This window comes from Pseudomonas sp. Z18(2022) (assembly GCF_036346535.1).
GTDB classification, from domain to species: Bacteria; Pseudomonadota; Gammaproteobacteria; order Pseudomonadales; family Pseudomonadaceae; genus Aquipseudomonas; species Aquipseudomonas yamanorum_A.
In genome coordinates, this window is sequence record NZ_JAOTOA010000014.1 from 120,076 (window position 1) to 144,887 (window position 24,812).

Annotated in this window: 20 protein-coding genes; 16 read left to right on the forward strand and 4 right to left on the reverse strand. The window is 62.3% G+C overall.

All coding sequences use genetic code 11. From position 1 onward, the window contains the following. Nucleotides 1-41: 41 nt before the first annotated feature. The 3 genes from rocD (at nt 42) to V3W39_RS23955 (ending at nt 4,743) form a co-directional block, all read left to right on the forward strand. On the forward strand, nt 42-1,238 hold the full coding sequence (gene rocD / locus V3W39_RS23945; protein WP_330213443.1) for an ornithine--oxo-acid transaminase: 1,197 nt from the start codon (nt 42-44) through the stop codon (nt 1,236-1,238). A 147-nt stretch (nt 1,239-1,385) separates the two neighbouring features. Next, on the forward strand, nt 1,386-4,037 hold the full coding sequence (acnA, locus tag V3W39_RS23950; protein ID WP_330213444.1) for an aconitate hydratase AcnA: 2,652 nt from the start codon (nt 1,386-1,388) through the stop codon (nt 4,035-4,037). After that, a complete protein-coding gene (locus tag V3W39_RS23955; protein WP_330213445.1) occupies nt 4,030-4,743 on the forward strand; it encodes a transporter substrate-binding domain-containing protein in 714 nt (237 codons plus the stop codon). Before acnA ends, V3W39_RS23955 begins: the two co-directional genes overlap by 8 nt. Here the strand turns inward: V3W39_RS23955 and V3W39_RS23960 are convergent. Further along, nucleotides 4,740-5,102, reverse strand: a complete 363-nt coding sequence (locus V3W39_RS23960; protein ID WP_177044636.1) for an NUDIX hydrolase — start codon at nt 5,100-5,102, stop codon at nt 4,740-4,742. The two genes, V3W39_RS23955 and V3W39_RS23960, sit on opposite strands and share 4 nt — an antisense overlap. A 141-nt stretch (nt 5,103-5,243) precedes the next feature. On the opposite strand from V3W39_RS23960, the gene V3W39_RS23965 reads away from it, so the two are divergent. Both V3W39_RS23965 and V3W39_RS23970 read left to right on the forward strand, forming a co-directional pair. Next, nucleotides 5,244-6,224: a Gfo/Idh/MocA family protein gene (locus tag V3W39_RS23965; protein WP_330213446.1), complete on the forward strand. Its 981-nt coding sequence runs from the start codon at nt 5,244-5,246 to the stop codon at nt 6,222-6,224. Nucleotides 6,225-6,260: 36 nt separating this feature from the next. Further along, nucleotides 6,261-6,899 carry a ribonuclease T2 family protein gene (locus V3W39_RS23970; protein ID WP_177078306.1) on the forward strand — a complete coding sequence of 213 codons (639 nt, stop codon included), beginning with the start codon at nt 6,261-6,263 and terminating at the stop codon, nt 6,897-6,899. A 6-nt stretch (nt 6,900-6,905) separates the two neighbouring features. On the opposite strand, the gene V3W39_RS23975 is transcribed toward V3W39_RS23970, so the two are convergent. Genes V3W39_RS23975 through V3W39_RS23985 form a run of 3 tightly spaced genes read right to left on the reverse strand, consistent with a single transcriptional unit; the run spans nt 6,906 to nt 10,198 of the window. Further along, on the reverse strand, nt 6,906-7,748 hold the full coding sequence (locus tag V3W39_RS23975) for a metal-dependent hydrolase (protein ID WP_177133243.1): 843 nt from the start codon (nt 7,746-7,748) through the stop codon (nt 6,906-6,908). A 15-nt stretch (nt 7,749-7,763) separates the two neighbouring features. Next, nucleotides 7,764-8,663, reverse strand: coding sequence for an SDR family NAD(P)-dependent oxidoreductase (locus V3W39_RS23980; RefSeq protein WP_177133241.1), 900 nt, complete (start codon nt 8,661-8,663; stop codon nt 7,764-7,766). Continuing rightward, nucleotides 8,660-10,198 carry a flavin-containing monooxygenase gene (locus V3W39_RS23985; protein ID WP_330213447.1) on the reverse strand — a complete coding sequence of 513 codons (1,539 nt, stop codon included), beginning with the start codon at nt 10,196-10,198 and terminating at the stop codon, nt 8,660-8,662. Before V3W39_RS23985 ends, V3W39_RS23980 begins: the two co-directional genes overlap by 4 nt. Before the next feature lie 303 nt (nt 10,199-10,501). Here V3W39_RS23985 and V3W39_RS23990 point away from each other — a divergent pair, with 303 nt between their 5' ends. The 11 genes from V3W39_RS23990 (at nt 10,502) to V3W39_RS24040 (ending at nt 24,781) form a co-directional block, all read left to right on the forward strand. Further along, entirely contained in the window at nt 10,502-11,500 is a 999-nt protein-coding gene (locus V3W39_RS23990) for an alpha/beta fold hydrolase (RefSeq protein WP_330213448.1), read from the forward strand. Between the two features lie 318 nt (nt 11,501-11,818). Beyond that, nucleotides 11,819-13,099 (forward strand): alkane 1-monooxygenase, encoded by a 1,281-nt coding sequence (locus V3W39_RS23995; RefSeq protein WP_330213449.1) that lies wholly within the window; start codon nt 11,819-11,821, stop codon nt 13,097-13,099. A gap of 147 nt (nt 13,100-13,246) precedes the next feature. Then, nucleotides 13,247-13,741 carry an alkane oxidation protein activator PraA gene (gene praA / locus V3W39_RS24000; RefSeq protein WP_017479886.1) on the forward strand — a complete coding sequence of 165 codons (495 nt, stop codon included), beginning with the start codon at nt 13,247-13,249 and terminating at the stop codon, nt 13,739-13,741. Between the two features lie 134 nt (nt 13,742-13,875). Further along, the gene (gene praB / locus V3W39_RS24005; protein ID WP_177044654.1) at nt 13,876-14,361 is read left to right on the forward strand and encodes an alkane oxidation protein activator PraB; all 486 of its coding nucleotides are present in this window, start codon (nt 13,876-13,878) and stop codon (nt 14,359-14,361) included. Between the two features lie 122 nt (nt 14,362-14,483). Beyond that, nucleotides 14,484-14,987, forward strand: a complete 504-nt coding sequence (gene praB / locus V3W39_RS24010) for an alkane oxidation protein activator PraB (RefSeq protein WP_177044656.1) — start codon at nt 14,484-14,486, stop codon at nt 14,985-14,987. Between the two features lie 102 nt (nt 14,988-15,089). Further along, nucleotides 15,090-16,535 (forward strand): outer membrane protein transport protein, encoded by a 1,446-nt coding sequence (locus V3W39_RS24015; RefSeq protein ID WP_177044658.1) that lies wholly within the window; start codon nt 15,090-15,092, stop codon nt 16,533-16,535. A 284-nt stretch (nt 16,536-16,819) separates the two neighbouring features. Continuing rightward, on the forward strand, nt 16,820-19,357 hold the full coding sequence (locus V3W39_RS24020; protein WP_330213450.1) for an acyl-CoA dehydrogenase: 2,538 nt from the start codon (nt 16,820-16,822) through the stop codon (nt 19,355-19,357). A 157-nt stretch (nt 19,358-19,514) separates the two neighbouring features. Further along, a complete protein-coding gene (locus tag V3W39_RS24025; protein ID WP_330213451.1) occupies nt 19,515-20,858 on the forward strand; it encodes a 3-oxoacyl-ACP reductase in 1,344 nt (447 codons plus the stop codon). A gap of 2 nt (nt 20,859-20,860) precedes the next feature. Continuing rightward, complete coding sequence (locus tag V3W39_RS24030; protein ID WP_177044664.1) at nt 20,861-21,748, forward strand: MaoC/PaaZ C-terminal domain-containing protein; 888 nt, start codon at nt 20,861-20,863, stop codon at nt 21,746-21,748. Next, entirely contained in the window at nt 21,748-23,046 is a 1,299-nt protein-coding gene (locus V3W39_RS24035; protein WP_330213452.1) for an acetyl-CoA C-acetyltransferase, read from the forward strand. Before V3W39_RS24030 ends, V3W39_RS24035 begins: the two co-directional genes overlap by 1 nt. Nucleotides 23,047-23,077: 31 nt before the next feature. Then, on the forward strand, nt 23,078-24,781 hold the full coding sequence (locus V3W39_RS24040) for an AMP-binding protein (protein ID WP_330213453.1): 1,704 nt from the start codon (nt 23,078-23,080) through the stop codon (nt 24,779-24,781). Nucleotides 24,782-24,812 lie beyond the last annotated feature (31 nt).

A 24,812-nucleotide genomic window follows, 5' to 3' on the forward strand; every position in this document is an offset into this window, starting at 1 on the left:
CTGCGTTGTTCATTCATTATTTATTTGGCAGGACATCGCTCATGCATTCCAACCCGGCAATTACCCTCGAAAACCAATTCTGCGCCCACAACTATTCCCCCTTGCCGGTGGTGATCGTCAAGGGTGAGGGCGTCTGGGCCATTGGTGACGATGGCAAGCGCTACCTGGACATGATGTCGGCCTATTCCGCCGTCAGTCACGGCCATGTTCACCCGCGTATCCGCGCCGCCGCCGTGGCGCAGATCGACAAGATCAGCGTGGTGTCCCGGGCGTTCTACAGCGAATCCCTGGGCAACTTCCTCAAGACCCTGTGCCGCATCACGGGCTTTGACTCGGCCCTGCCGATGAACAGCGGCGCCGAAGCCGTGGAAACCGCGATCAAGGCCGCCCGGCGCTGGGGCTATCGAATCAAGGGCATCGCGGCCAACCAGGCCAACATCGTGGTGGCCGACAACAATTTCCACGGCCGCACCTCGACCATTGTCGGCTTCTCGTCAGAGCCCGACTACAAGGCCGACTTCGGCCCGTTCTGCAACGGCTTCACCGAGGCGCGCTTCGGTGATATCGAGAGTTTTCGCCAGGCCATCACCGCCGACACCTGCGCGGTGCTGATCGAACCGATCCAGGGCGAGGCCGGCATTCGCGTGCCGCCGGCCGGTTTCCTGCGGGCACTGCGCCAACTGTGCGACGAGACCAACACCTTGCTGATCCTCGATGAGATCCAGTCCGGCCTGGGCCGCACCGGCAAGTGGTTCGCGTTCCAGCACGAAGGCATCCGCCCCGACGCATTGATCCTCGGCAAAGCCCTGGGCGGCGGGATCATGCCGGTGTCGGCGTTTGTCGCCGATCACTCGATCATGGATCTGTTTGACGCCGGCAGCCACGGCTCGACCTTCGGCGGCAACCCGCTGGCGGCGGCCATTGGCCTGGAAGCGCTGAAGGTGCTGGAAGAGGAGGGCTTGATCGACAACAGCGCGCAACTGGGCCATTACCTGGTGGAGCGCCTGAAGGCGATGGACTCGCCGGCCATTCGCGAGATTCGCGGGCGTGGCTTGTGGGTCGGCGTGGAGCTGGACCGCGATGCACGGCCAATCTGTGAAGCGCTGCTGGCCGAAGGATTGCTGACCAAGGAAACCCACGAAAACGTACTGCGCATCGCGCCGCCGTTATCCATTACCCGAGAAGAACTGGACTGGGGCCTTGAGCGTATCGAGCGGGTATTCAAACAGCTTGCCTGACCACGCCCTTTTACGTAACAGCTGTCGAGCGAAGCGAGGCTGCGTTCGAGGACGAAGTCCTCGCCGGGTTCACGGCCGCCTCGCCGCCGGACGCAGCCTCGCTTCGCTCGACAGCTGCTACGACTTACCCAGATTTGAGTGTTCCGCATGACTGATTTTCTAAATCACTTGAATGTCGACCAGCAGCGCTTCGCCTACATCGACCTGCACCGACTGCTGACCCCGGCGCAACTCCAGCGGCTGCCGTATTCCGTGCGCATCCTCCTGGAAAACATCGCCCGCTGTGCCCCGGCGTCACTGCCCCAGGTAGTGGCGCGGGCCATCGGCGAAGGGCCGGATTGCGAAGTGCCGTTCCAGCCCAACCGGCTGATGTTCCACGACACCACGTGCCTGCCGGCCCTGGCGGATTTCGCCGGGATGCGCGATGTGGTGGCGGAACTGGGCGGCGATCCCCGGGCGGTCAACCCGTCGATCCCGGCGGTGCTGACCATCGACCATTCGGTGATAGTCGAGCATTACGCCGAGGCGGGCGCGGTGGACGCCAACCTGGACATCGATTTTCGCCGCAACAGCGAGCGCTATCGCTTTATCAAGTGGGCCCAGGCCAGCCTCGACAACTTCAAGGTGATCCCGCCGGGTACCGGGATCATCCACCAGATGAACATGGAGTCCATCGCCCAGGTGGTGTGGGAAAGCGCGCCGCGCGACGGCCATGTGCTGCTGCACCCCGACTGCATGGTCGCCACCGACAGCCACACCCCAATGATCAATGCCATCGGCGTGCTGGGCTGGGGCGTTGGCGGCCTTGAAGGGCAGGCGGCGATGCTCGGTGAGCCGGTGCCGATTCCTTACCCGCAGGTGGTGGGCATTCGCGTGACCAACGCCTTGCGCGACGGCGTGACCGCCACAGACCTGGCGTTGACGGTGACTGAACTGTTGCGCCGGCGCAGCATGGTCGGCAAGTTCGTCGAGTTCACCGGGCCGGGCCTGGCCTCCCTGAGTTGGGCGGCGCGGGGTACGGTGGCGAACATGGCGCCGGAATACGGCGCCACCGTGGTGTTTTTCCCGTTTGATGACGAGACGCTGGCGTACCTTAACCTGAGTGCGCGGCCACAAACCTTGATCAACAAGGTCTCGGCCTATATGGCGGCGCAGTCGCTGTGGCGCCGGGAGGAGGACCCCGAGCCGCTGTTCGATGAGTTGATCGAGCTGGACCTGGCACAGGTGGAGCCGAGCGTCGCCGGCCCCCATCAACCCCATCAGCGCCAGTCCCTGGCAGACGCCGGGGCTTCGTTTCATCAGCACGTGAGCGCCGACAAACAGGTGTTTTTCGAGCCGTCGTTCCAGGTGCCGATTACCCATGGCGCAGTGGTGATGTCGGCGATCACCAGCTGCACCAACACCGCCAACCCGGCGCAGATGATCCAGGCCGGGTTGTTTGCCCGCAATGCCCGCGCCCGTGGGCTGACGCGCAAACCGTGGGTCAAGACGTCGCTGTCGCCGGGCTCGCGGGTGGTGGCCGACTACCTCGAAGCCGCCGGCTTGCTGGAGGATTTTGCCGCACTGGGTTTCGACCTGGCCGGCTTTGGTTGCATGACCTGCATCGGCAACTCCGGCAGCCTTGAACGCCACGTCGAGACCTTCGCCGAACAGGGCTTGAAAGGCGTGGTGGTGCTTTCGGGCAATCGCAACTTCGAAGGCCGGGTCAACCCGAAAGTCCCCGCTGGTTACCTCGCATCGCCCGCGTTGTGCGTGGCCTATGCGATTGCCGGCAGCATCGACATCGACCTGTCGACCCAGCCGCTGGCGATGGACGCCCACGGCCAGCCGGTGTTCCTGCATGAGCTGATGCCCGGCGAGGGCGATGTGGCCGCGCAAGTGGCGGCGGTGGTGCGCCCGGCGCTGTTCCGGCAGCGTCAGCAACTGCTGTGGCAAGGCACTCACCATTGGCAGGCGCTGGAGGCCGACGCCAGCGTGCAGTTCGCCTGGCACCCGGATTCCACCTACCTGCGCCGCCCGCAGTACCTTGCCGAGGTAGCGCCGTTGCCGGCCGCTTCGTTGTCCATCCGCAATGCCCGGGCGTTGGTGGTACTGGGGGACAACGTCACCACCGACCATATCTCCCCTGCGGGCACGATCCCGGCTGACAGCCTGGCCGGGCACTGGCTGCAGGAGCGCGGTGAAGCGCTGGCGGACCTCAATCAGTATTCGACCCGACGCAGCAACCACGAGGTGATGGTGCGCGGCGCCTTCACCAACCCGCGCCTGAACAACCTGCTGAGCCCCGACCAACCCCCGCGCCAGGGCGTCTGGGCGTGGAATGCCGACCGCAGCGACTACCTGCCGCTGTACCTCGCCGCACAAAGCTATGCGGGTACGCCGACGGTGCTGTTTGCCGGGATCAACTACGGTGCCGGCTCCAGCCGCGACTGGGCGGCCAAGGTCCTGACCCTGCTGGGGATCAAGGCGGTGGTGGCCCGCAGTATCGAGCGGATCCATCGCAGCAACCTGATCGGCATGGGCGTGTTGCCGCTGGTGTTTGATGAGGGCGCGACAGTGCAGGACTTGCACCTCGATGGCGGTGAGTCCCTGAGCTTCCTCGGCCTGGATCACTTGCAGGTCGGCGAGAACCCGATCACCTTGCTGATTGAACGTGCCAACGGCGAAACCACGCACACCGCGCTGACCTTGCGCCTCGACTCGTTGCAAGAGGTTGGTTACCTTGAACACGGCGGCGTCTTGCCCTTTGTCATTCGCAAGACCGTGCAAAGAACCGTTCAAGGAGCGCGTAATGATTGACCCGCAGGTACTGCAACAACTGGCCCCCGAGGGTGTGCTCAAAGCCGCCATCAACTTCGGCAACCCGGTGCTGGCCCAGCGCGGCGAGGGCGGCGAGCCCCAGGGCGTGTCGGTGGCACTGGCCAAGGCCCTGGCCGATGAGCTGGGCGCAAGGCTTGAACTGATCACCTTTGAAGCAGCCGGCAAGGTCTTCGCCGCGTTGGCCGATGACCTCTGGCGGGTGGCTTTCCTGGCCATCGAGCCGGTGCGCGAACAGGAAATTGCCTTCAGCGCGCCCTACGTGATCATCAAGGGCACCTGCCTGGTGGCGGTGGACTCACCCTTGACCCACGTCGCGCAGCTGGACGCTCCCGGCCAACGCATCGCCGTCGGCCAGGGCGCAGCGTACGACCTGTACCTGAGCCGCACGGTGCAACACGCCGAATTGGTGCGCGCGCCCACCTCGGCGGGCGCCGTAGACCTGTTTATCGAGCAAGGCTTGAACGCAGCGGCCGGGGTTCGCGATTACCTGCGCACCCGGGTCGATGAGCGCTGGCGCCTGCTGGACGATGATTTCATGAGCATCAGCCAGGCCGTCGCGGTACCGGTGGCGCACACAGCCGCTGCCGCGTTCGTCAAATCCTTTGTCGAACGGCAGAAAGCGAATGGCTTGGTAAAACAGGCGTTGTCGCGCAGTGGGCAAAGCCCGGAACTGGCGGCGCCTTAGAGACGGCGCAGGAACGATTTGACGATCTGCTGGGTGGCCTGTGTGGTGTCCAGGTCGTCCAGGCGCGTGTAGGGATGCCACTGGCATTCCTTGATTTCACTCAGAGGCCGGGCCTCATCGATATTCACCACTGACGCCTCGAACACATGGTGCAGCGTGTCGCTGGCCTTCAGCTCCTGCAATAACAGCAAACCGTCCACGTTCAGCCCGGTTTCTTCTTCCAGTTCCCGCGCGGCGGCGCCCGCCGGCCGCTCGTCGCGCTCGACCTTGCCACCGGGCAGTGCCCATTTCGATCGGGCTTTACGCACGAACAGGATGTGCCCGTCGTGCTCGCAAATCACCGTGGCCCTTATTTTCATCGTCTGTGCCCCTGCAGTTGGATGAATGTCATAAAAGTGTAATGCAATTGTCATGCTCAGTCTTTATCCGGCAGGGTGGAGAGGGGGCCGGAAAACACCGATACTGCGCCATCGAAAAAAACTCACCTGAAGGAGATGCAGATGAACACCGTACGCTGGGGCATGATCGGCTGTGGCGATGTCACTGAACTCAAGAGTGGACCCGCTTTCTACAAGGCGCCAGGTTCCGCGCTGGTGGCCGTGATGGGGCGCCGCGAGGAAGCTGCGCGCGATTATGCGGCACGCCATGGTATCGCCCGGTTCTACACCGACGCCCAGGCGCTGATCGACGACCCGGAAGTGGACGCGGTCTATATCGCCACGCCGCCCGACAGCCACCTCGAATACAGCCTGATGGTGGCCGCCGCCGGCAAGCATTGCTGTGTCGAGAAACCCATGTCGCTGAACGCCGAGCAAAGCGCGTTGATGCAGCGCACCTTCGAACAGGCCGGGCTGCACCTGTTTGTGTCCTACTACCGGCGCTCCCTGCCGCGTTTCCAGCAGGTGCGGGACTGGCTGCAGGCCGGGCGCATCGGCGAGTTGCGCCATCTGACGTGGACCTTGTGCAAGCCGCCGTCCGAGGATGACGCCAGCAGCACCAACTGGCGTACCGATCCGCTGATCGCCGGCGGCGGCTATTTTGCCGATCTCGCCAGCCACGGTTTTGACCTGTTCCAGTACCTGGCCGGGGATATCGTCGATGTGGCCGGTTTCACCGCGCGCCAGGCCGGGCGGTATGCCGCCGAGGATGCCGTGACCGCCTGCTGGACCTTCGCCTCGGGCGCGCTGGGCATGGGCTGCTGGAACTTTGTTGCCGACCGTCGCGAGGACTTGGTGGAACTGATCGGCAGCAAGGGCCGTATCACCTTCTCGGTATTCGATGAGGCACCGTTGCGCCTTGAGGCTGAGACCCGTGAGGAACTGACGGTGCCTAACCATGCGCACATCCAGTGGCATCACGTGCTGGCAATGAATGCGCATATTCGCGGCGAGAGCAAACACCCGGCGCTGGCGATCGAGGCGTTGAAGACCGACCGGGTCATGGACCGGGTGCTACAACGTAACCCCAACCTGGCTGTTTAACCGTGCTTGAATGTTCTCTTTTAAAGGAATGAGCAGATGAAATGGAACGCAGCCTGGATGGGTTTGTGGCTGATATTGGCGGGTGCCGCCACGGCAGCGCCGCGGGCCCAGGGCCAGGCCGGGGAGTTTGATTTTTATGTGTTGTCGCTGTCCTGGTCGCCGACCTTCTGCCTGACTCACCCGGACGACCAGCAATGTTCGGGCAAGGGTTATGGTTTTGTCCTGCACGGGCTGTGGCCGCAGTACGCGAAAGGCGGCTGGCCGGCGTCCTGTGCGCCGCAGTCGCGTCTGTCGGATGCCGATTTCGCCAAGGGCAAGACGCTGTTCCCGTCGCCCAAGCTGCTGCGGCATGAGTGGGCCAAGCACGGCACCTGCAGCGGCCTCGAGGCTTCGGCCTATCTGGACAAGACCGATGCAGCGCTGGGCGTGGTCAAGATCCCGCAGAAGCTTGAGCCCTTCAATGTGCCCAGTGGCCTGGCTGCGCGGGACATCGAAGCGCTGTTTCGCGAGAGCAACCCGGCCATGGGCAACCATGGCCTGGCTGTGATCTGCAAGGGCGCGGTGCTGACCGAGGTGCGGGTGTGCCTGACCAAGGACCTGGCGTTTGCCGGCTGCCCGCGCAGCGTCAAGAGCCAGTGCCGGGACGGTGACATCCGTATCCCCACCCAGCGCTAAGGGGACTCAGGCGGGCCCATAGCCTTTGTGGGTCTGCTCGATCTCTTCCACCAAGCGGTCGATTCCCGCCAGGCGCGCCCGGTTGTCATGGTCCCAGGGGTGAAACCCGGGCTTGAAGTAATGCAGCCACGGCAGTGCCATGCGCGGGAACACGCCCTTGGGCCCGTACAGAAACTTGAGCATCCGCCAGAAGCCTTTCAAATGCCCGCCCGAACGTCGGTCGGCAAACAGCAGGCGCAGGTGGAAATCGAAGATCACCAGCCAGAAGAGCAGCGTGGTGGTCAGCATGGTGCCGGTGCGCAGCAAGTACCGCTTGGGCCCGGGCTTGATCACGCTGTTCCACACATCAAACGCCACCGCCTTGTGCTCGGTTTCCTCCAGGGCATGCCAGTACCACATCTGCTGGTAACCCTTGACCGAATCACCAAACCGCGACGGGTCGCTGAGGAGGATTTCCGCGAGCATCGCGGTGTAGTGCTCCAGGGCAATGGTGACCGCCAGGTTGAACGAGGCGGGCATGTATTTCTTCTGCGCGTCGAGGATCATCTTCAGGCGGCGATCCAGGGTGTGCGCCGGCAGCCCTGCGGCTTGCAGCAGATCGTTGTAGGCCACGTGCTCGCGGCTGTGCATGGCTTCCTGGCCAATGAACCCCTGGATTTCTTTCTTCAGTTGCGGGTCTTCGATGCGCTGGCGGTAATGGCGCACGCTGTCCATGAAGAACAGTTCCCCCTGGGGAAACAGCAACGACAGCGCATTGAAGAAGTGGGTAATGAACGGGCCTTGTTCGTGCCAGTTCTTGATGCGTTCGGCCGGCAAGGCAAAACGGAGGTCGCGGCGAATCGGCAGCATGGTCGGTACTCCAGTTCAGAGACGTTGCTCTTCGTTGGTTTCAAGGACGGGCGAGGGCGCGCTGCGTTGTTTGGGCGCCATGCGTTTGCTGGCGAGCACCACCAGCGCTTGATAGGCGGCCGGCAGGCAGCGGGCGAGCAGGTCCAGGAAGTAGGCGTCGCGGCCGATCAGCACGCGGCGTTTGTTTTTGCGTACGCCATTGAGGATCACTTTGGCGGCCTGGTCGGCGTCGGTGATGAACAGTTTTTCGAAGTCGGCCCGGGCCTGTTGTTCGCTGTGGATCAGAAAGCCGGTCATGTTCGCGTCGATCCGACTGCTGCGGCAGATATCGGTGCGGATCCCGCCGGGGTGCACGCAGGTGGCCGAGACTCCGCTTTGTTGCAGGTCGAGTTCCTGGCGCAGGGATTCGGTAAAGCCGCGCACGGCGAACTTGGTGGCGTTGTAGCCGCTCATGCCCGGCTGGGCGAACAGGCCGAACACGCTGGAGGTGTTGACCACATGCCCGGCGCCGCTGGCCTTGAGGTACGGCAGGAACGCCTTGGTGCCATACACCACGCCCCAGAAGTTGATGCCGACGATCCATTCAAGGTCGGCGTAGTCCACGCCTTCGACGGTGCTCGACAGGGCGACCCCGGCGTTGTTGAAGATCAGGTTGACCTGGCCATGTTCGGCTGCGCAGCGGGCGGCCCAGTCTTCCACGGCCTGGCGGTCGGAGACGTCGATCACGTGTGAGGTGACCAGCACGGGAGACAGGACCTGGGCCTTGATCAACGCAACCGTCTCCTCCAGGCCCTGGCTGTTTTTATCCGCCAGCGCCAGGTGGCAACCCTCGCGCGCCAACGCCAATGCCAGCGCGCGCCCCATGCCCGAAGCCGCACCGGTAATCGCCGCCACGCGGCCGTTGAATGACTTCATGACAGGCTCCCTTCAGGGGTGGTGTGGGGCGGCGCCGAAGCAGGGCGCGGTGTGGACGGCACCGGCACCAGGCTGGCGACGTAGTCCTTGAGGGCGAAATGCCGGGTGACCTGCTTGAAACGCCAGGTCGAGCCGGGCCACAGCGTGGTGTTCTTGCCGGTGCGCGGGTCCAGGTACCAGCTCTTGCAGCCGCCGGTGGACCAGATGGTGCGCTGGAGTTTTTCCTGCAGCCTGGCGTTGTAGGCCAGTTCCACTGTCGGCTTGACGTCCACCGTGGCGATGCGATGGCGCTGCATCTGTTGCAGGGCGTCGAGGATGTAGGTGACCTGGGCCTCGATCATCAGGATCATCGAGTTATGCCCCAGCCCGGTGTTGGGCCCGACGATCAGGAACAGGTTCGGATAGCCCGGCACCGTGGTGCCAAGGTAGGCGTGGGCGCCGTCTTGCCAGGTGTCCATCAGGTCGATGCCGTAGCGCCCGATGATGCAATCGCGGGGCAGGGGATCGGTGGCCTGGAAGCCGGTGCCGAAGATGATGCAGTCGGCCGGGTGCTTGATGCCGTCGGCGGTGATCACCCCGTCGGCCTCGATGCGCTGCACGTTGTCGGTCACCACCTGCACGTTGCTGCGCGACAGCGCCGGGTAGTAGTCGTTGGAGATCAGCACGCGCTTGCAGCCGATGGTGTAATCGGGCGTCAGGGTCTTGCGCAGGGAAGGGCGGGCCACTTGTTTGTGCAGGTGGCGCATGGCGATTTTCTGCACCATTTTCATCAGGCCCGGGTGCCGGGCAAAGCCCACCACGCGGCCTTCCAGTGCCCAGTAGAACGCGCCGCGCATCAGGCGCTGGGTGAAGGGCAGGTGCTTGAACGCCCAACGTTCGACGCGTGAAATCGGCCGGTCGGGCTTGGGCATGATCCACGGCGGGGTGCGCTGGAACAGGTCCAGATGGGCCACCTGCGGCGCGATCTGCGGCACGAACTGAATGGCACTGGCGCCGGTGCCGATCACCGCCACGCGTTTGCCCTTCAACGAATACTCGTGGTCCCACTGCTGGGAGTGGAAGCGCTTGCCCTTGAAGCTGTCCAGGCCGGGAATGTCCGGTAGTGCCGGGCGCGACAGGCCGCCCATCCCTGATACCAGCACCCGCGCGCTGACCTGGCGGCCATTGCTGAAACTCAGGCTCCAGCGCTGTTGCGCCTCATCAAACACCGCCTTCTCCAACCCCATGCCAAAGCGCAGGACCGGCGCCAGTTCGAAGCGTTGGGCGCACTGCTCCAGGTACGCGCGAATCTCCGCCTGGGGCGCGAATTGCCGCGTCCAGTGCGGGTTGGGTGCAAAGGAAAACGAATAGACATGGGATTGCACGTCGCAGGCGCAACCGGGGTAGTGGTTGTCCCGCCAGGTGCCGCCCAGGGAGTCGGCCTGCTCGGCAATAAAGAAGTCGTTGAAGCCGGCTTCCTTGAGTTTGATCGCCATGCACAGCCCGGCAAATCCGGAACCGATGATGGCGATGTCGACAGTGTCGTGGGCATTCATAGGCTGTCCCTCGTGGGCTGATGGCGCCTGACGGGTTTCGACATCGGATGTGCTCCTTGTTTTTGTTTTGGCTTTTTAGATAGAACACCATTGCAAAGGAAAATTGAATTAATTATTTTAAAAAAGATTTTAAATAATCTACCTGAAAATATCGTCTAGGCTACGATCCAGTTCCTAATGTGCGACTTATCCGACGGACGAGGGCTTTTACGCACGCAGTCAAGGTCCAGGGTATGGACGATGCCGAGGTGCTGACCAATCCCGGTCAGGCCGCCGGCTGCAGGGATGCAGAGGAACCGAGCTATGGCTGTCGAATGGTTTGTCGCTGCGGGCGTGTGTGTAGGGTTAAGCGTAGTGTTGTGGGGCTTCAGTGCCCGGATGACACGGCGTATAGAAGCCGCTGTTCCGATCAACGGGCGCTTTCTGGAGATCAACGGCGAGCGCTTTCATTATGTAGACGAGGGCAAGGGCCCGCCGCTGGTGATGATCCACGGGCTGATGGGCAGCAGTCGCAACCTGACGTATGCCTTGTCTGCCCAATTGCGCGAGCACTTTCGGGTGATCACCCTGGATCGTCCGGGGTCGGGTTATTCCACCCGGCATGCCGGCACCGCCGCCGACCTGCCTGGCCAGGCCCGGCAGGTCGCGAGTTTCATCAAGACGCTGGACCTGGAAAAGCCACTGGTGCTGGGCCACTCACTGGGCGGGGCGATTTCCCTGGCGCTGGCGCTGGACCATCCCCACGCGGTGTCCGGATTGATCCTGGTGGCGCCGCTCACCCATCCCCAGCGTATGTTGCCGCTGGTATTTATGTCATTGGCGATACGCCCCGGATGGTTGCGGCGCTTCATGTCCCACACCCTCACCATGCCCATCGGCCTGCTGACCAAAGGCTCGGTGGTCAAGGGCGTGTTCGCTCCCGACCCAGCCCCGGAAGACTTCGCCACGCGTGGCGGCGGCTTGCTGGGCATGCGGCCCGACAACTTCTACGCCGCCTCCACCGAGATCAACCTGGTCAACGATTTCCTGCCGGACATGGTTAAGCGCTACCCGCAATTGACGTTGCCGATCGGGCTGATCTATGGCGCCCAGGACAAGGTGCTGGACTTCCGCAAACACGGCCAGGCCCTGGCCAGCCTGGTGCCGGGCCTGAAGCTGCAGTTGGTGGAAGGGCGTGGGCATATGTTGCCGATCACCGCCACCGAGCGTGTCGCGGCGGTGGTGGAGCAGGTGGCCAGGCGCGTCCGGCCACCGGAGAGCGCCACGGTTTTGCATCCGCCGTTTGCGTTGGCGAGTAAATAATTGTGCGACTGAACACGCGGTTCTACGCCGTCAATGCTTGCCCTAGACGCCTGACCAATCGGCTGAAAAAGAGACTGCCCGGTCACGCAAAAAAGGGTTCAAGAATTTAGTTGACGACCTAACGATTCCGCGCTATTTATTTAAAAAAATTATTTGAATGTCTAATTTGAAATAATTTTTGAAATGCCTAAGAGCGAATAAAATAATGAAAAAAACGCCTTTTATCGCATGGTTGAATTCTCGGAGCAGTCACCGCTCCGTGTACCTGTTCAGTGTTGATTTTTGTTCCCTGCCCACCTGCCTCGTGCGGAGGCTGCCATGAATCAGACCCTGGCTGCCCCGAATGTCTGGACCGACGGCAAGCGCCACCTGTGGTGGCTTGGCATCCTGCCCCTGGCCACCCCATTGCTTTCCGGCTCCCTGGCAATCACCACCGGTGTGCAACAGCTGTGGTGGGTTGGCGTACTGGTGATCTTCGGCCTGATCCCGTTGATCGACGGCCTGCTGGGTGAAGACGTCAGCAACCCGCCGGAATCCGCCGTCAGCAACCTCGAATCCCAAAGCTACTACCGCTGGATCGTCTACACCGGTGTGCTGTTTGTCATCTCCTCCGTGGTGATCACCGGGTGGCTGGCGGCAGGCGGCATCGACTGGATCATCAACGGCGGCCTGCTGCACGCCACCGCCACCCTGGACCCATCGAGCTGGCTGGCAAAGACCGCCGCATTCATCACGGCTCGCACCGAACTGCACGGCGAAGTCAGCTGGTTCACCTACCTGGGCATGGCGATGTCCACCGGCGCCGCCACCGGCATCGCCATCAACACCGCCCATGAACTGGGGCACAAACCGCGCCTGCTGGAGGTCGTCCTGGCCAAGATCACCCTGGCGCCGACCTTCTACGGGCACTTCTACACCGAACACAACCGTGGCCACCACGTGCGCGTCGCCACCCCGGAAGACCCGGCCAGCTCGCGGTTGGGGGAGGGCTTCTGGGCCTTCCTGCCGCGCTCGGTATGGTTCAGCGCCCGCTCGGCGTGGAACCTGGAACGTGAACGCCTGCGCAAACTCGGCCTGCCGGCCTGGCACTGGAAGAACGGCGTGCTCAGTGCATGGATGTACAGCGTGGTGTTGTGGGGCGCGATGATCGCCTGGCTGGGGGCGGCAGTGATTCCGTTCCTGATCATCCAGGGCATCTACGGCTTCTCGCTGCTGGAAGTGGTGAACTATGTCGAACACTACGGCCTGAAACGCCAGAAGCTGCCCAATGGCCGTTATGAACGTTGCTCGCCGCGGCACTCGTGGAACAGCAACCGGATTGTTACCAACATCTTTCTGTTCCAGTTACAGCGTCATTCTGATCATCACGCCAACCCAACCAGAAGTTATCAGTCCCTGCGTCACTTTGATGAGTCGCCGCAATTGCCCTACGGGTATGCCAGCATGATTGTCTGGGCCTATGTACCGTACTTGTGGCGACGACGCATGGACCATCGGGTACTTAATCATTATGCCGGGGACATTACCCTGACCAACCTTCAACCTTCACAGCGTTTGAAGTACCTGGAGAAATACAGCAACACCACCAGTACCTTCTAACGAAAACAGTCAGTTGTAGGGCGTACTCGGGATCTGTGTATCGCGCAGGTTTTTATCGCCCCGGGATTATCGGTTTCGAGTGCGACTTAGTTGCAAGAAAGTTTGTTTGACCCTAACAAAAATAAAATGAAGGGAAGGACGTACACCATGCAAAACCCTGCCAAGTTCACGACGCACATTGTATTGGCCGCCCTGGGCCTGATCGTTTACCACCAGGCCCAGGCTGCCCGTATCGAACCCGCCGGCAGTGCGTTTACTGCCCAGGGGCCCATCAGCTTTTCCAAGGGTGCGCTGATCAGCGCGGACTGCACCATCAAGGTCGCCGGCAAGGTGGCGGCGGATGGCTCGTCGGTGAATGTCGACAAAGTTGAATTCGACGGCGGCCTCAAGTGCAGCCGGGTAGAAGCGATCAACTTGCCGTGGGTATTGGTGGCTAAAGATACCAAGAGCGGTTCGATGTCGAAGATCGCCGTCGATGTGCATGCCTTTGGGTTGGGCGGTAAGTGCGGACCTTCTACGGCAGACGGAACCTGGGATAACGCCACGGGCAAGTTAGAGGCTGCCAATGTGCCTATCGGCGAAGACTGCACGATTAAAACGGTGTCGATCAAGATGCCCCCGACGTTCAAGGTTGTTGAATAACACCCCCCGAATTTGTAGCGGTAATTGAATTGAAGTTTGGCTGGAAAGGGAAGTTCTGCAGATTCACCGTGACCTCTCGATCATGGCCATTACCCCTGGCGAAATGACTCGCCATAACATGTGAGGAAAAAATAATGAAAAGCTTGAAAACCCTCGTTTGTGCAACTTCTTTCGCAGTGTGCTTCGGCGCAGCTTCCATGGCCAGCGCGGCTTCCATCTCCCCGGATGGTCCGTTCTCGACCAGCGCCGGCACCATCGTCGTGAAGTCGCCTTCGTCCTTCGGTGCCGCGGTGACCTGCGGCATCACCTTTACCGGCAACGTTAGCGGTGGCGTGGCCTCGATCAATGGCGCATCCCTGACCGGTGGCGGTCTGTGTGGCCTGCCAACGCTGACCAACCTGCCTTGGGTACTGACGGCTGCAACGGGTACCACCGGTAGCGTAACCAACGTCGGCTACAAGATCACCTCGATCCCGGCCACCAACTGCGGCCCAACCACCATCGCTGTGACCTGGACTCCAGGCAGCAAAACGCTTTCGGCAGCCAATCAGGCGCTCACCGGCAACTGCACCGTGGTTTCGCTGAGTGTTGTTGCCCCAACGCTGACCGTTAATCCGTAAGCGGAACTCCGTAAAGGGCTGATCACCCCGTTGAAAGACCGGTGCCTCGTGTGAGGCGCCGGTTGGGGAAACCACCGGCGGAGCCGGTTGGATACGGTATTTATTGTCTGGGGAACATGACAATGCAAAGCCTTGTGAAAACAGCACTCCTGGGTTCGATGTTAGCGGCTCTGGGCGTTGCCTCATCCATGGCGGTCGCGGCGGGTTTCAGCCCGCCGGGTCCGTTTAGCGGAACCAATGGCAGTGTTGTGTTGAAGCTGCCATCGACGTTTCAAGCCCCGATGACCTGTGGTCTGAGCCTGTCGGGAACGATTGATGCCAATGGCGTGGCGATCATCAGCAGTGCCGTGCCGGCAACCAACGGGCTCTGCCCCTTGCTTAAGGTAACCGGGCTGCCCTGGACCGTGAACCTGAGCAGTACGACGCAGGGAAGTCTGAATAACATCGGTTTTTCGATGGCCAAACTGGGAGTGCCCGGAGATTCAGTTTGTGGCCCAGTCAACGTTGTTGTCTCGTGGGACAACTCTACCCACGTGTTGAGCGCAACCAATCAAGCCATGAGTGGCTACTGCACTTTGGTGTCGTTGAACGCCACGCTGACCGGCTCGCTCACCACCAATCCCTGAATACCGATACACCGTTCCAGGACAGGCGTTCTTTGAAAGACGTTCTGTGGTTACACGACCCACCGGCAGGGGCCGGGTGTAAATAATAATAAGGAGTACCGCATGAACAATAAGAAACAACACGCTCACACGTTACTGGGACTGGCCCTGTTGGGGGGCTTGATGACCACAGGGCAAGCGCAGGCGGGTGGGTTCTCCACACCGACCTTCGGCGCGCCAGGATGGGGTCGTGCGTTTGGTGGTGGTTCACTGTTCAAAAATGACCCCAGTGCGGCGTACAACAACCCGGCAGCCATGGCCTTTATCGATTCAACCATCGCGCAGCAGACCGTTGACTATGCTCGGGTCAAGATCAAATACACCGGCCAGGCCTATGACTACGCGGGCAACCCGGTGACCAATACGCCCGTACTGGATGACCTGGGCAATACGGGCGACCCGGTCCTCAACACTAACAATGGCGGGCAAGGCGGTTTCACCGCTTGGCTGCCGACGGGCTTTCTGGTGATTCCCATGGGCGACCGTTTCGCCTTTGGTCTGAGCCAGGTCGTGCCACAGGGTATGAAAACCACCTGGAACGAAGACTCCAAACTGCGGGATTTCGCGGTCGATACCAAAATTGAGACCATCGGTCTGACGGGCTCCCTGTCGTTCAAGGTCAATGATCAGTTCTCGGTCGGTGGTGGTGCCATCGTCCAGCGCAGTCAAGGGTTCGTCAGCCAGAACATTGATTTGCTGGCCGCCGCGGATGTTTCTCCAGGACTTGGCGGCGCGGGGTTACCCACGGGGCTGGGGCATTCCTTAATGCGTGTGAAAGTCGATAACATCTCGGTGGGCTGGTTTGGTGGCGTGGTTTGGAAGCCGACGCTGCAAGACACACTTGGCTTGAACTATCACGCCAAGATCAAAAACAAGATGACCGGCAAATACAACATCTACACAGATGCCGTCGGCCGTAACGCGATGACCAATCCGATCGGTCCAAACGGCGAAACCCTGGTTGAAATCGCCTACCCTGGTCTCAAGCTGTTCCCGGACGGTGCCCACGCCAGTACCCAACTGGATATCCCGGCTACCGCTTCGGTTGACTGGGTTCACGAGTTCAACGACCGCTGGACGTTGGGGGTGAGTGCTACCTGGACTGAATGGTCTTCCTTCCAGGACCTGACGCTCAAGTCCCAAGGCACCACCATTGTTGCCATTCCCTACAACTACAAAAACGCCTGGATGACCTCGATTGGCGGCGACTACAAAGCCACCGATGAACTCACCCTGCGCGCCGGTGTGGCTTACGACCAGACACCTACCCGCAACTCTACCCGGGACCCGCGAATCCCGGACGGTGACCGTTACTTCCTGGCATTTGGTGCTGGTTATGACATCAAGGCTGTTCCTGGCCTGTCGGTGGATGCCGCGTACTCGCACCAGTTCGTGCAGAAGGTCAACCTGAAGACCAAGAACGTTGATCGTCTCGGTGCGGCGCAGTTGGACGGCGAGGCTGAATCCTCAGGGGATGTGGTCAGCTTGTCGGCAACCTATAAGTTCTAAGGTTGTCAACGGCAGTAGTGGAGACGGGCAGCCAGCGCATCTTGCTGCCTTTCTTCAGGCTGTCGTCTATTGATGGGTCGCCCTGGCGACCGATTTCGATTCCTTCCACTTAACCTGCAAGGCTGGCCCCGTTCAGCCGTTGTTTTTTTTGTCCAAGCATTAAATAAAAATTTCAAAACAAAATTTGAATTTGTCTTTTCAAGTTTGTAGTGTGGCTTTACGTCACAGGTCATTGCGATCTGCTTGGGCGTTGGCCGTACCCTGAATTGAGTAGAGGTATCCCCATGGTTATCTGGTTATTGGCGGGACTCGCAGCAGCGACTGCCCTGGCGTATCGACAAGCCGCTGCCACCCTTTGGCTGGGGGCCGGCCTGGTCTGGCTTGCAGTCGGTTACCTGTTCAACGTGGTCGCCGGTTTCGGCGCCGGTGTGGTGGCGGTGCTGGTGGTGTTGCCCGCGTTGCTGCTGACCATCAAACCCCTGCGCCGCACCCTGTTGACCAGCAAGGCCCTGGGCCTTTTCCGCAGCATCATGCCGGCGATGTCCGACACCGAGCGCGCCGCCATCGAGTCCGGCACTGTGTGGTGGGACGCCGAGCTGTTCAGCGGCAAACCGCGCTGGGAGCGCTTGCTGCAAGCCGCACCGGCCAGCCTCAGCGTTGAAGAACAGGCCTTCCTCGACAACGAAGTGGAGACCCTGTGCGACATGTCCAACGACTGGGAAACCACTCAAATCTGGCAAGACATGTCCCCCGAGGGCTGGCAGTACACCAAGGATGCCGGTTTCCTCGGCATGATCATTCCCAAGCAATACGGCGGCAAAGGTTTCTCCCACTACGCGCATTCGCAGGTGGTGATGAAACTTTCCACCCGTTGCTCGGCGGCGGCGATTTCGGTGATGGTGCCCAACTCCCTGGGCCCGGCGGAACTGCTGCTGCACTACGGCACCGACGCCCAGCGCAACTACTACCTGCCACGCCTGGCCCGTGGCGAAGACATCCCGTGCTTCGCCCTCACCAGCCCGTATGCCGGCTCTGACGCGGGGGCGATTCCGGATCTGGGCATCGTCTGCAAAGGCCTGCACGAAGGGGCGCAAGTACTGGGTTTCCGCGTGACCTGGGACAAGCGCTACATCACCCTCGGGCCGATCGCCACGGTGCTCGGCCTGGCCTTTCGCGCCGAAGACCCGGACGGCCTGCTGGGCCAGCCCGGTTCCCTGGGCATCACTTGTGCGTTGATCCCCACCAGCCACCCAGGGGTGAACAGCGGCCGGCGTCACTGGCCACTCAACGCCGTGTTCCAGAACGGTCCCACCACCGGCAAGGATGTATTCATCCCACTGGAATGGGTGATCGGTGGCCGCGAGCAAGTCGGCAACGGCTGGCGCATGTTGATGGAATGCCTGGCCGCCGGCCGGGCGATTTCCCTGCCGTCGGCCAACGTCGGCCTGGGCAAGGTGGCCGTGCGCGGCACCACGGCTTACGCGGCGATGCGCAAGCAATTCGGCCTGCCCATCGGCAAGTTCGAAGGCGTGCAGGCGCCATTGGCGCGCATGGCCGGGCATCTGTATGCCTGCGATGCGGTGCGCAAGGTTTCGGTGGCGTCACTGGATGCGGGGGAAAAGCCGTCGGTGATCTCGGCCATCGCCAAATACCACGTCACCGAACGTGCACGCATCATCGTCAACGATGGCATGGACATCGTGGCCGGCAAGGGCATCTGCATGGGCCCCAACAACTTCCTCGCCCGGGCCTACCAGCAAAGCCCCATCGCCATCACGGTGGAAGGTGCGAACATCATGACCCGCTGCCTGATCATCTACGGCCAGGGCCTGATCCGTTGCCATCCCTATGTGTTCCGCGAGATGGAAGCGGCGCGCAACACCGACCGGCGCAAGGCCCTGGTGGATTTCGACAGCGCGATGTTCGGTCACCTGAGTTTTGTATTGGCCAATACCGTACGCGCCGCAGTGCATTCGCTGACAGGCGGGCGGCTGATTTCGGTGCCGGGCAAGACCGACCCGGCGCTGGCGTCCTACTATCGCCAGGCCAATCGGCTGTCGGTGGTACTGGCGTTGATCTCGGACATTTCCATGGGCGTGCTGGGCGGTGCCCTCAAGCGCAAGGAAAGCATCACCGGGCGGCTGGGAGACATTCTGTCCCAGCTGTACATCCTGTCCTGCGTGCTCAAGCGCTTCGAGGATGATGGCCGGCCACAGGCGGATTTGCCGCTGGTGCATTGGGCGGCCCAGGACGCGTTGCTGCGCGCCCATGAAGCCCTGGCTGAAGTGCTCGATAACTACCCGTCGAAAGCCGCGTCCGCCGTGGTGCGTGGCTTGACGTTTCCGTTTGGTATCCCGCAACGCAAACCGTCGGATCGCCTGTTGGCGCAAGTGGCGGAGCTGGTGCAGGTACCGGGGGAAACCCGTGACCGCTTGCTGGGCAACTCCTACATTCCGCGGCCGGAAATCGACAAGCTGGCTTATGGCGAACTGGGTTTGCGCCTGCTGCCCCAGGTGGAGTTGATCGAGGCGCGGCTCAAGGGCGCGGTCAAGCAAAGCCTGATCGATCCGATGCCGATTTCTGGCGCTGCGTTCACCCCATGGCGGGTCAAGGCGCGGGCGCTGGACCTGATCACAGACGACGAAGACAGCTTGCTCGCGCGCTATGTGGAATATGGCGATCACGCGATCCAGGTGGACGACTTCCCGCAGGACTTCGGTTTGCTGGAAGCCCTGCAGCAGCGCCAGCAGGCGTTGGAACAGGCGGCCAAACCGAGCGCAAAGCGCCGCGCCAGCCAAGGCGAAAACGCGCCGGTCAACTGACTGGAACTGGAGGAACACGGTCAATGTGGGAGCTGGCTTGCCTGCGATGCAGACGCCGCGGTGTATGCGTTACACCGAGGCGATGCCATCACCGGCAAGCCAGCTCCTACAGAGGCCGGGTTTCCATGGCAACACCGTGTTGTGAGTGAATTTACCCATGAGTGACAGCTACCTTTCTTTCGTCAATTCCCCCTGGGGCGCCTGGCTGGCCCGCACCGCCGGGCTGCCCCAACCCCTGGCACTGCAACGCCACCGCAGCGGCCAGCAAGGCTTGGCCAACCCGGTGATCGTCGCCGGGGCAGGGCGCCTGACTGCTGAAATCCAGCGGATCTTCACCGCCACCGACACCGTGACCGCCACCGCCGCAACCCTCAAGGCACCCTCCACGGTCAAGGTCCAGGGCGCCGTGTTCGATGCAAGCGCTATCGCCGACCTCAAGCAACTGGACGAGCTCTACGCCTTCTTCCACACCAACGCCAAGCGCTTGGGCCAACACGCCCGGGTAGTGGTGCTCGGCACCGCGCCGGAGTTGTGCAAGGACTTGCCCCAGGCCATTGCCCAACGCGCCCTTGAAGGGCTGGTACGCTCACTGGCCAAGGAGCTGCGCCGGGCGATCACCGTGCAGTTGGTCTACGTCGCACCGGGCGCCGAGGGCGCGCTGGAAAGCAGCCTGCGGTTCTTCCTGTCGCGGCGCTCGGCCTATGTCTCGGGGCAAGTGGTTCGCCTCGAAACACCGGTGGACAGCCAAGCCGAGATCAACTGGGACCAACCCTTCAGCGGTCGCCGCGCCCTGGTCACCGGCGCTTCCCGTGGCATCGGCCTGGCGATCGCCCAAGTGTTGGCCCGCGACGGTGCGCAAGTAGTCTGCGTGGATGTGCCCCAGGCCCAGGAATCCTTGCAACAGGCCGCCAGCAGTGTCGGTGGCACCGCGCTGGCGCTGGACATTACCGCCACCGATGCCGCGCAGCAGTTGCAGGCCCATGTCAGCCAACACGGCGCGTTCGACGTGGTGGTGCACAACGCCGGGATCACCCGCGACAAGACCATCGCCAAGATGACTGAAGCGGCTTGGCGCAGCGTATTGGCGGTCAACCTGGAAGCACCGCTGCACCTGAGCACCGCGCTGCTGCAAAGCCAGGGCCTGAATCCGGGCGGGCGGATCGTGTGTGTCTCGTCGATTTCCGGCATTGCCGGCAACCTCGGGCAAAGCAACTACGCCACCTCCAAGGCCGGGGTGATCGGCCTGGTGCAAGGCCTGGCACCGCAAGCAGCGGCGCAGCAAGTGACGGTGAATGCCGTGGCGCCCGGTTTTATCGAAACCCAGATGACCGCGAAAATCCCGCTGATGATCCGCGAAGCGGGGCGACGGATGAATTCCATGTCCCAGGGCGGCCAGCCCATCGACGTGGCGGAAACCATCGCCTGGCTGGCGCATCCGGCCTCCGGCGGGGTCAACGGCCAGGTGGTGCGGGTCTGCGGCCAAAGCCTGTTGGGAGCCTGAACATGGACTATGTGACGCAGATTATTGACCCGCCGCCCTCGCGCTCGCGCTTGCTGCTGGACGGCGTATTGGCAATGCGCAAACCCAAGGTGGACGGTGCACCGACGCTGCCGAAAGAACGCCTGGTGCGTTCGGCGGTCGAGCTGTCTGCCCAAGGCATCGCGGCCTATGGTCGGGCCTGTGGTTTTCGCCGCGAGCAAGGCGTGCCGCTGTCCTATCCCCATGTGCTGGCGTTCCCGTTGCACCTGATGTTGCTGACGCGCCCGAGTTTCCCGTACCCGGCCAGCGGCATGGTGCATCTGGCCAATCGCATCCGTCAGCATCGACGCCTGGAGGAGGGCCAGGCCCTGCGCCTGGAGGTGTATTGCGAGCGCTGGGTCGCCCATCCCAAGGGCCAGGCCCTGAGCATCGCCACCCGGGCCTACAGCGCCGGCACCCTGGTGTGGGAGAGCGACAGCCTGTATTTGCGCCGTGACGTAGACGCCCCGGTGGGTGAGCCCTGGGACGACGTGCTGCCGTTGCAGGAAGAGGGTTTGCTGCGCACCCAGCGCTGGGTGCTACCGGCGGATCTGGGGCGACGGTTTGCCAAAGTCTCGGGGGATTTCAACCCGATTCACACCTCGATAATCGGCGCCAGACTGTTCGGTTTTCGTCGGGCCATCGCCCACGGCATGTGGACCCTTGGCCGCGCCCTGGCGGCCCAGCAACCGCCCGGCGGACTCGACCAGGCCGAGGCCCATTGCGACTTCAAATTGCCGATCTTCCTGCCCGGCCAGGTCGCCCTGTGGAATGCCCCGCCGACCGGCCCGCGCCGTGAGTTTGAAGTGCGCAATTTCGCCGGTGACAAACCCCATATGCGTGGGCTGTTTATCTGGAAAGAGAGCCATTGATGAGTGACTACAGTTTCAACCCGGCCCCCACCCGTCGTGTGGCGATAATCGGCGGCAACCGTATTCCGTTCGCCCGCTCCAACACCGTGTACGCCCATGACAGCAATCAGGATTTGCTGGTCGCTGCTTTGCAAGGTTTAGTGCACCGCTACAACCTTCACGGCCTGCGCCTGGGGGAGTTCGCCGCCGGTGCGGTGATCAAGCATTCCCGGGATTTCAACCTGGCCCGGGAAAGCCTGCTGTCCACCACGCTGTCGCCCGAAACCCCGGCCTACGACCTGCAACAAGCCTGCGGCACCGGCCTGGAAGCGGCGTTGCTGGTGGCGAATAAAATCGCCCTCGGGCAGATCGAAGTGGGCATTGCCGGCGGCTCCGACACCACCTCCGACGCGCCCATCGGCATCAACGAATCCCTGCGCCGCACCTTGCTTTCAGCCAACCGCGCCAAGGGCTCCGGCGCCAAGCTGAAGGCCTTGATGGGCGTGCGCCCGTCGATGTTTTTCAAGCCGCTGCTGCCGCGCAATGGCGAGCCGCGCACCGGCCTGTCCATGGGCGAACACTGCGAAGAAATGGCCAAGCGCTGGCAGATCAAGCGCCTGGCCCAGGACGAGTTGACCCTCACCAGCCACCAGCGGCTGGACGCCGCGTACAAGCAGGGGTTCTTCGACGATTTGATCAGCCCGTATCGCGGCCTGGCCCGGGACAACAACCTGCGGGCCGACGCCAGCCTGGAGAAACTCGCCGGCCTGTCCCCGGCCTACGACCGCCAGAACGGCACGCTCACTGCTGGTAACTCCACACCCCTGACTGACGGCGCCTCGGTGGTACTGCTGGCCAGCGAGGACTGGGCTGCCGAACGCGGCTTGCCGGTGTTGGCGTACCTGCGAACCGGCGAAACCGCAGCGGTGAATTTCGTCGACGGCACCGAAGGCCTGCTGATGGCCCCGGCCTATGCGGTGCCGCGCATGCTCAAGCGCGAAGGCCTGACGTTTGCCGACTTCGATCTGTTCGAGATCCACGAGGCCTTCGCGGCCCAGGTGCTGTGCACCCTCAAGGCCTGGGAAGACCCGCAGTACTGCCGCGACCGCCTGGGCCTGGACGCTCCGCTGGGCAGCATCGACCGCGCCAAAATGAACGTCAACGGCGGCTCCCTCGGCTGCGGTCATCCGTTCGCCGCCACCGGTGGCCGGCAACTGGCGGCATTGGCCAAGGCCATCCACCAGCGCGGCGGCGGGCGTGGCTTGATTTCGATCTGCGCGGCGGGCGGGCTGGGCATTACCGCCATCGTCGAAAAGTAGTTCCCACCATAAAAACAACAAGGAGACTGCCATGAACGCTGTAAGCCTGGAACAGACCGAACGCCTCTGGTTGAACGCTTACCTGCCCGGCGTGCCGGCAGACATCGACGCCGGCATCGAGGCCTACCCGTCGCTGCGCGAGGTGTTCCTGGAGCACCTGCACAAGTTCCGCGACCGCGTGGCCTACGTCAGCATCGGCACCGAAATGACCTACGCCGACTGGGAGGTGCAGGGCATCGCCTTTGCCGCGTGGCTGCAAGCCCAGGGCGTGAAGAAGGGCGACCGGGTGGCGCTGATGATGCCCAACTGCTTGCAATACCCGATCTGCCTGCTGGGCACGATCCTGGCGGGCGCGGTGGTGGTCAACGTCAACCCGCTCTACACCGCCCGGGAGTTACAGCACCTGCTCAAGGACAGCGAAGCAGAGACCATCGTGATCTTCGAAAACTTCGCCCATACGTTAGAGAAAGTGGTCGCCGCCAGCACCGTCAAACGCGTGGTGATTGCCGCCATCGGCGACCTGCTGGGCACCTTCAAGGGTGCGGCGATGAACTTCATCCTGCGCAGCGTGCAGAAGCAGGTGCCACGCTTCAACTTGCCAGGCGCGGTGCGCTTCAACCAGGTGTTGAAACAGGGACGCGGGCAGACCCAGCTGGCGGTGCCGATGAACCGCGAAGACCTGGCCTTCCTGCAATACACCGGCGGCACCACCGGCGACGCCAAGGGCGTGATGCTCAGCCATCGCAACATCATCGCCAACCTGTTGCAGGCCAAGGCGTGGGTGGGTGACCAGTTGGACCAGAACCAGCAGGAAACCAACGTTACCTTGCTGCCGCTGTACCACATCTTTTCCCTCACGGTGAACTGCCTGATGTTCATGTGCCTGGGCGGGCGCAACATCCTGATCGCCAACCCGCGGGACGTGAAACGGGTGCAGATGATCCTGCGCAAGGAGCGATTCAACGGGATTGCCGGGGTGAATACGCTGTTCAACGGTTTGCTGGAAAACAAGGAGTTCTGCGCCCGGGATTTCTCCGACCTGCGCATGGTGATCGCCGGCGGCATGGCTACCCACACCGCCGTGGCCAAGCGCTGGAAGGAAGTCACCGGCTTGCCGATCATCGAAGGCTACGGCCTCACCGAGTGTTCGCCGGTGGTGAGCATCAGCCCCATCGACATCTCACGGATGCGCGAGATGGAATTCACCGGCAGCATCGGCGTGCCGCTGCCGTCGACCTGGGTGCGGTTTATCCGTGAGGACGGTGAGCTGGCGGAGCTGGGGGAGCAGGGCGAGCTGCAAGTGCGCGGGCCGCAGGTGATGCAGGGCTACTGGAGGCGCCCGGCGGAAACGGCCGAGGTGCTGGATGCCGAAGGCTGGCTGTCGACCGGGGATATCGGGGTGATGAATGAGCAGGGCTTCATTCGCCTGGTGGACCGCAAGAAGGACATGATCCTGGTGTCCGGCTTCAACGTGTACCCCAACGAGATCGAAGACGTGGTGGCGCTGCATCCAGGCGTTGGGGAAGTGGCGGCGATTGGGGTTGAGGATGGCGTGACTGGCGAGCGGGTGAAAATCATCGTGGTGCGCAAGGACCCGGGTTTGACCCAGGAGCAGATTCTGGCCCACTGCCGGGAATATTTGACGGGGTACAAGGTGCCGCGGTTTGTGGAGTTTCGTACCGAGGAATTGCCCAAGACGACGGTGGGCAAGGTGCTGCGAAGGGCCCTGCGCTAATCCCGAAATGCATAGCACCCCTGTGGCGAGG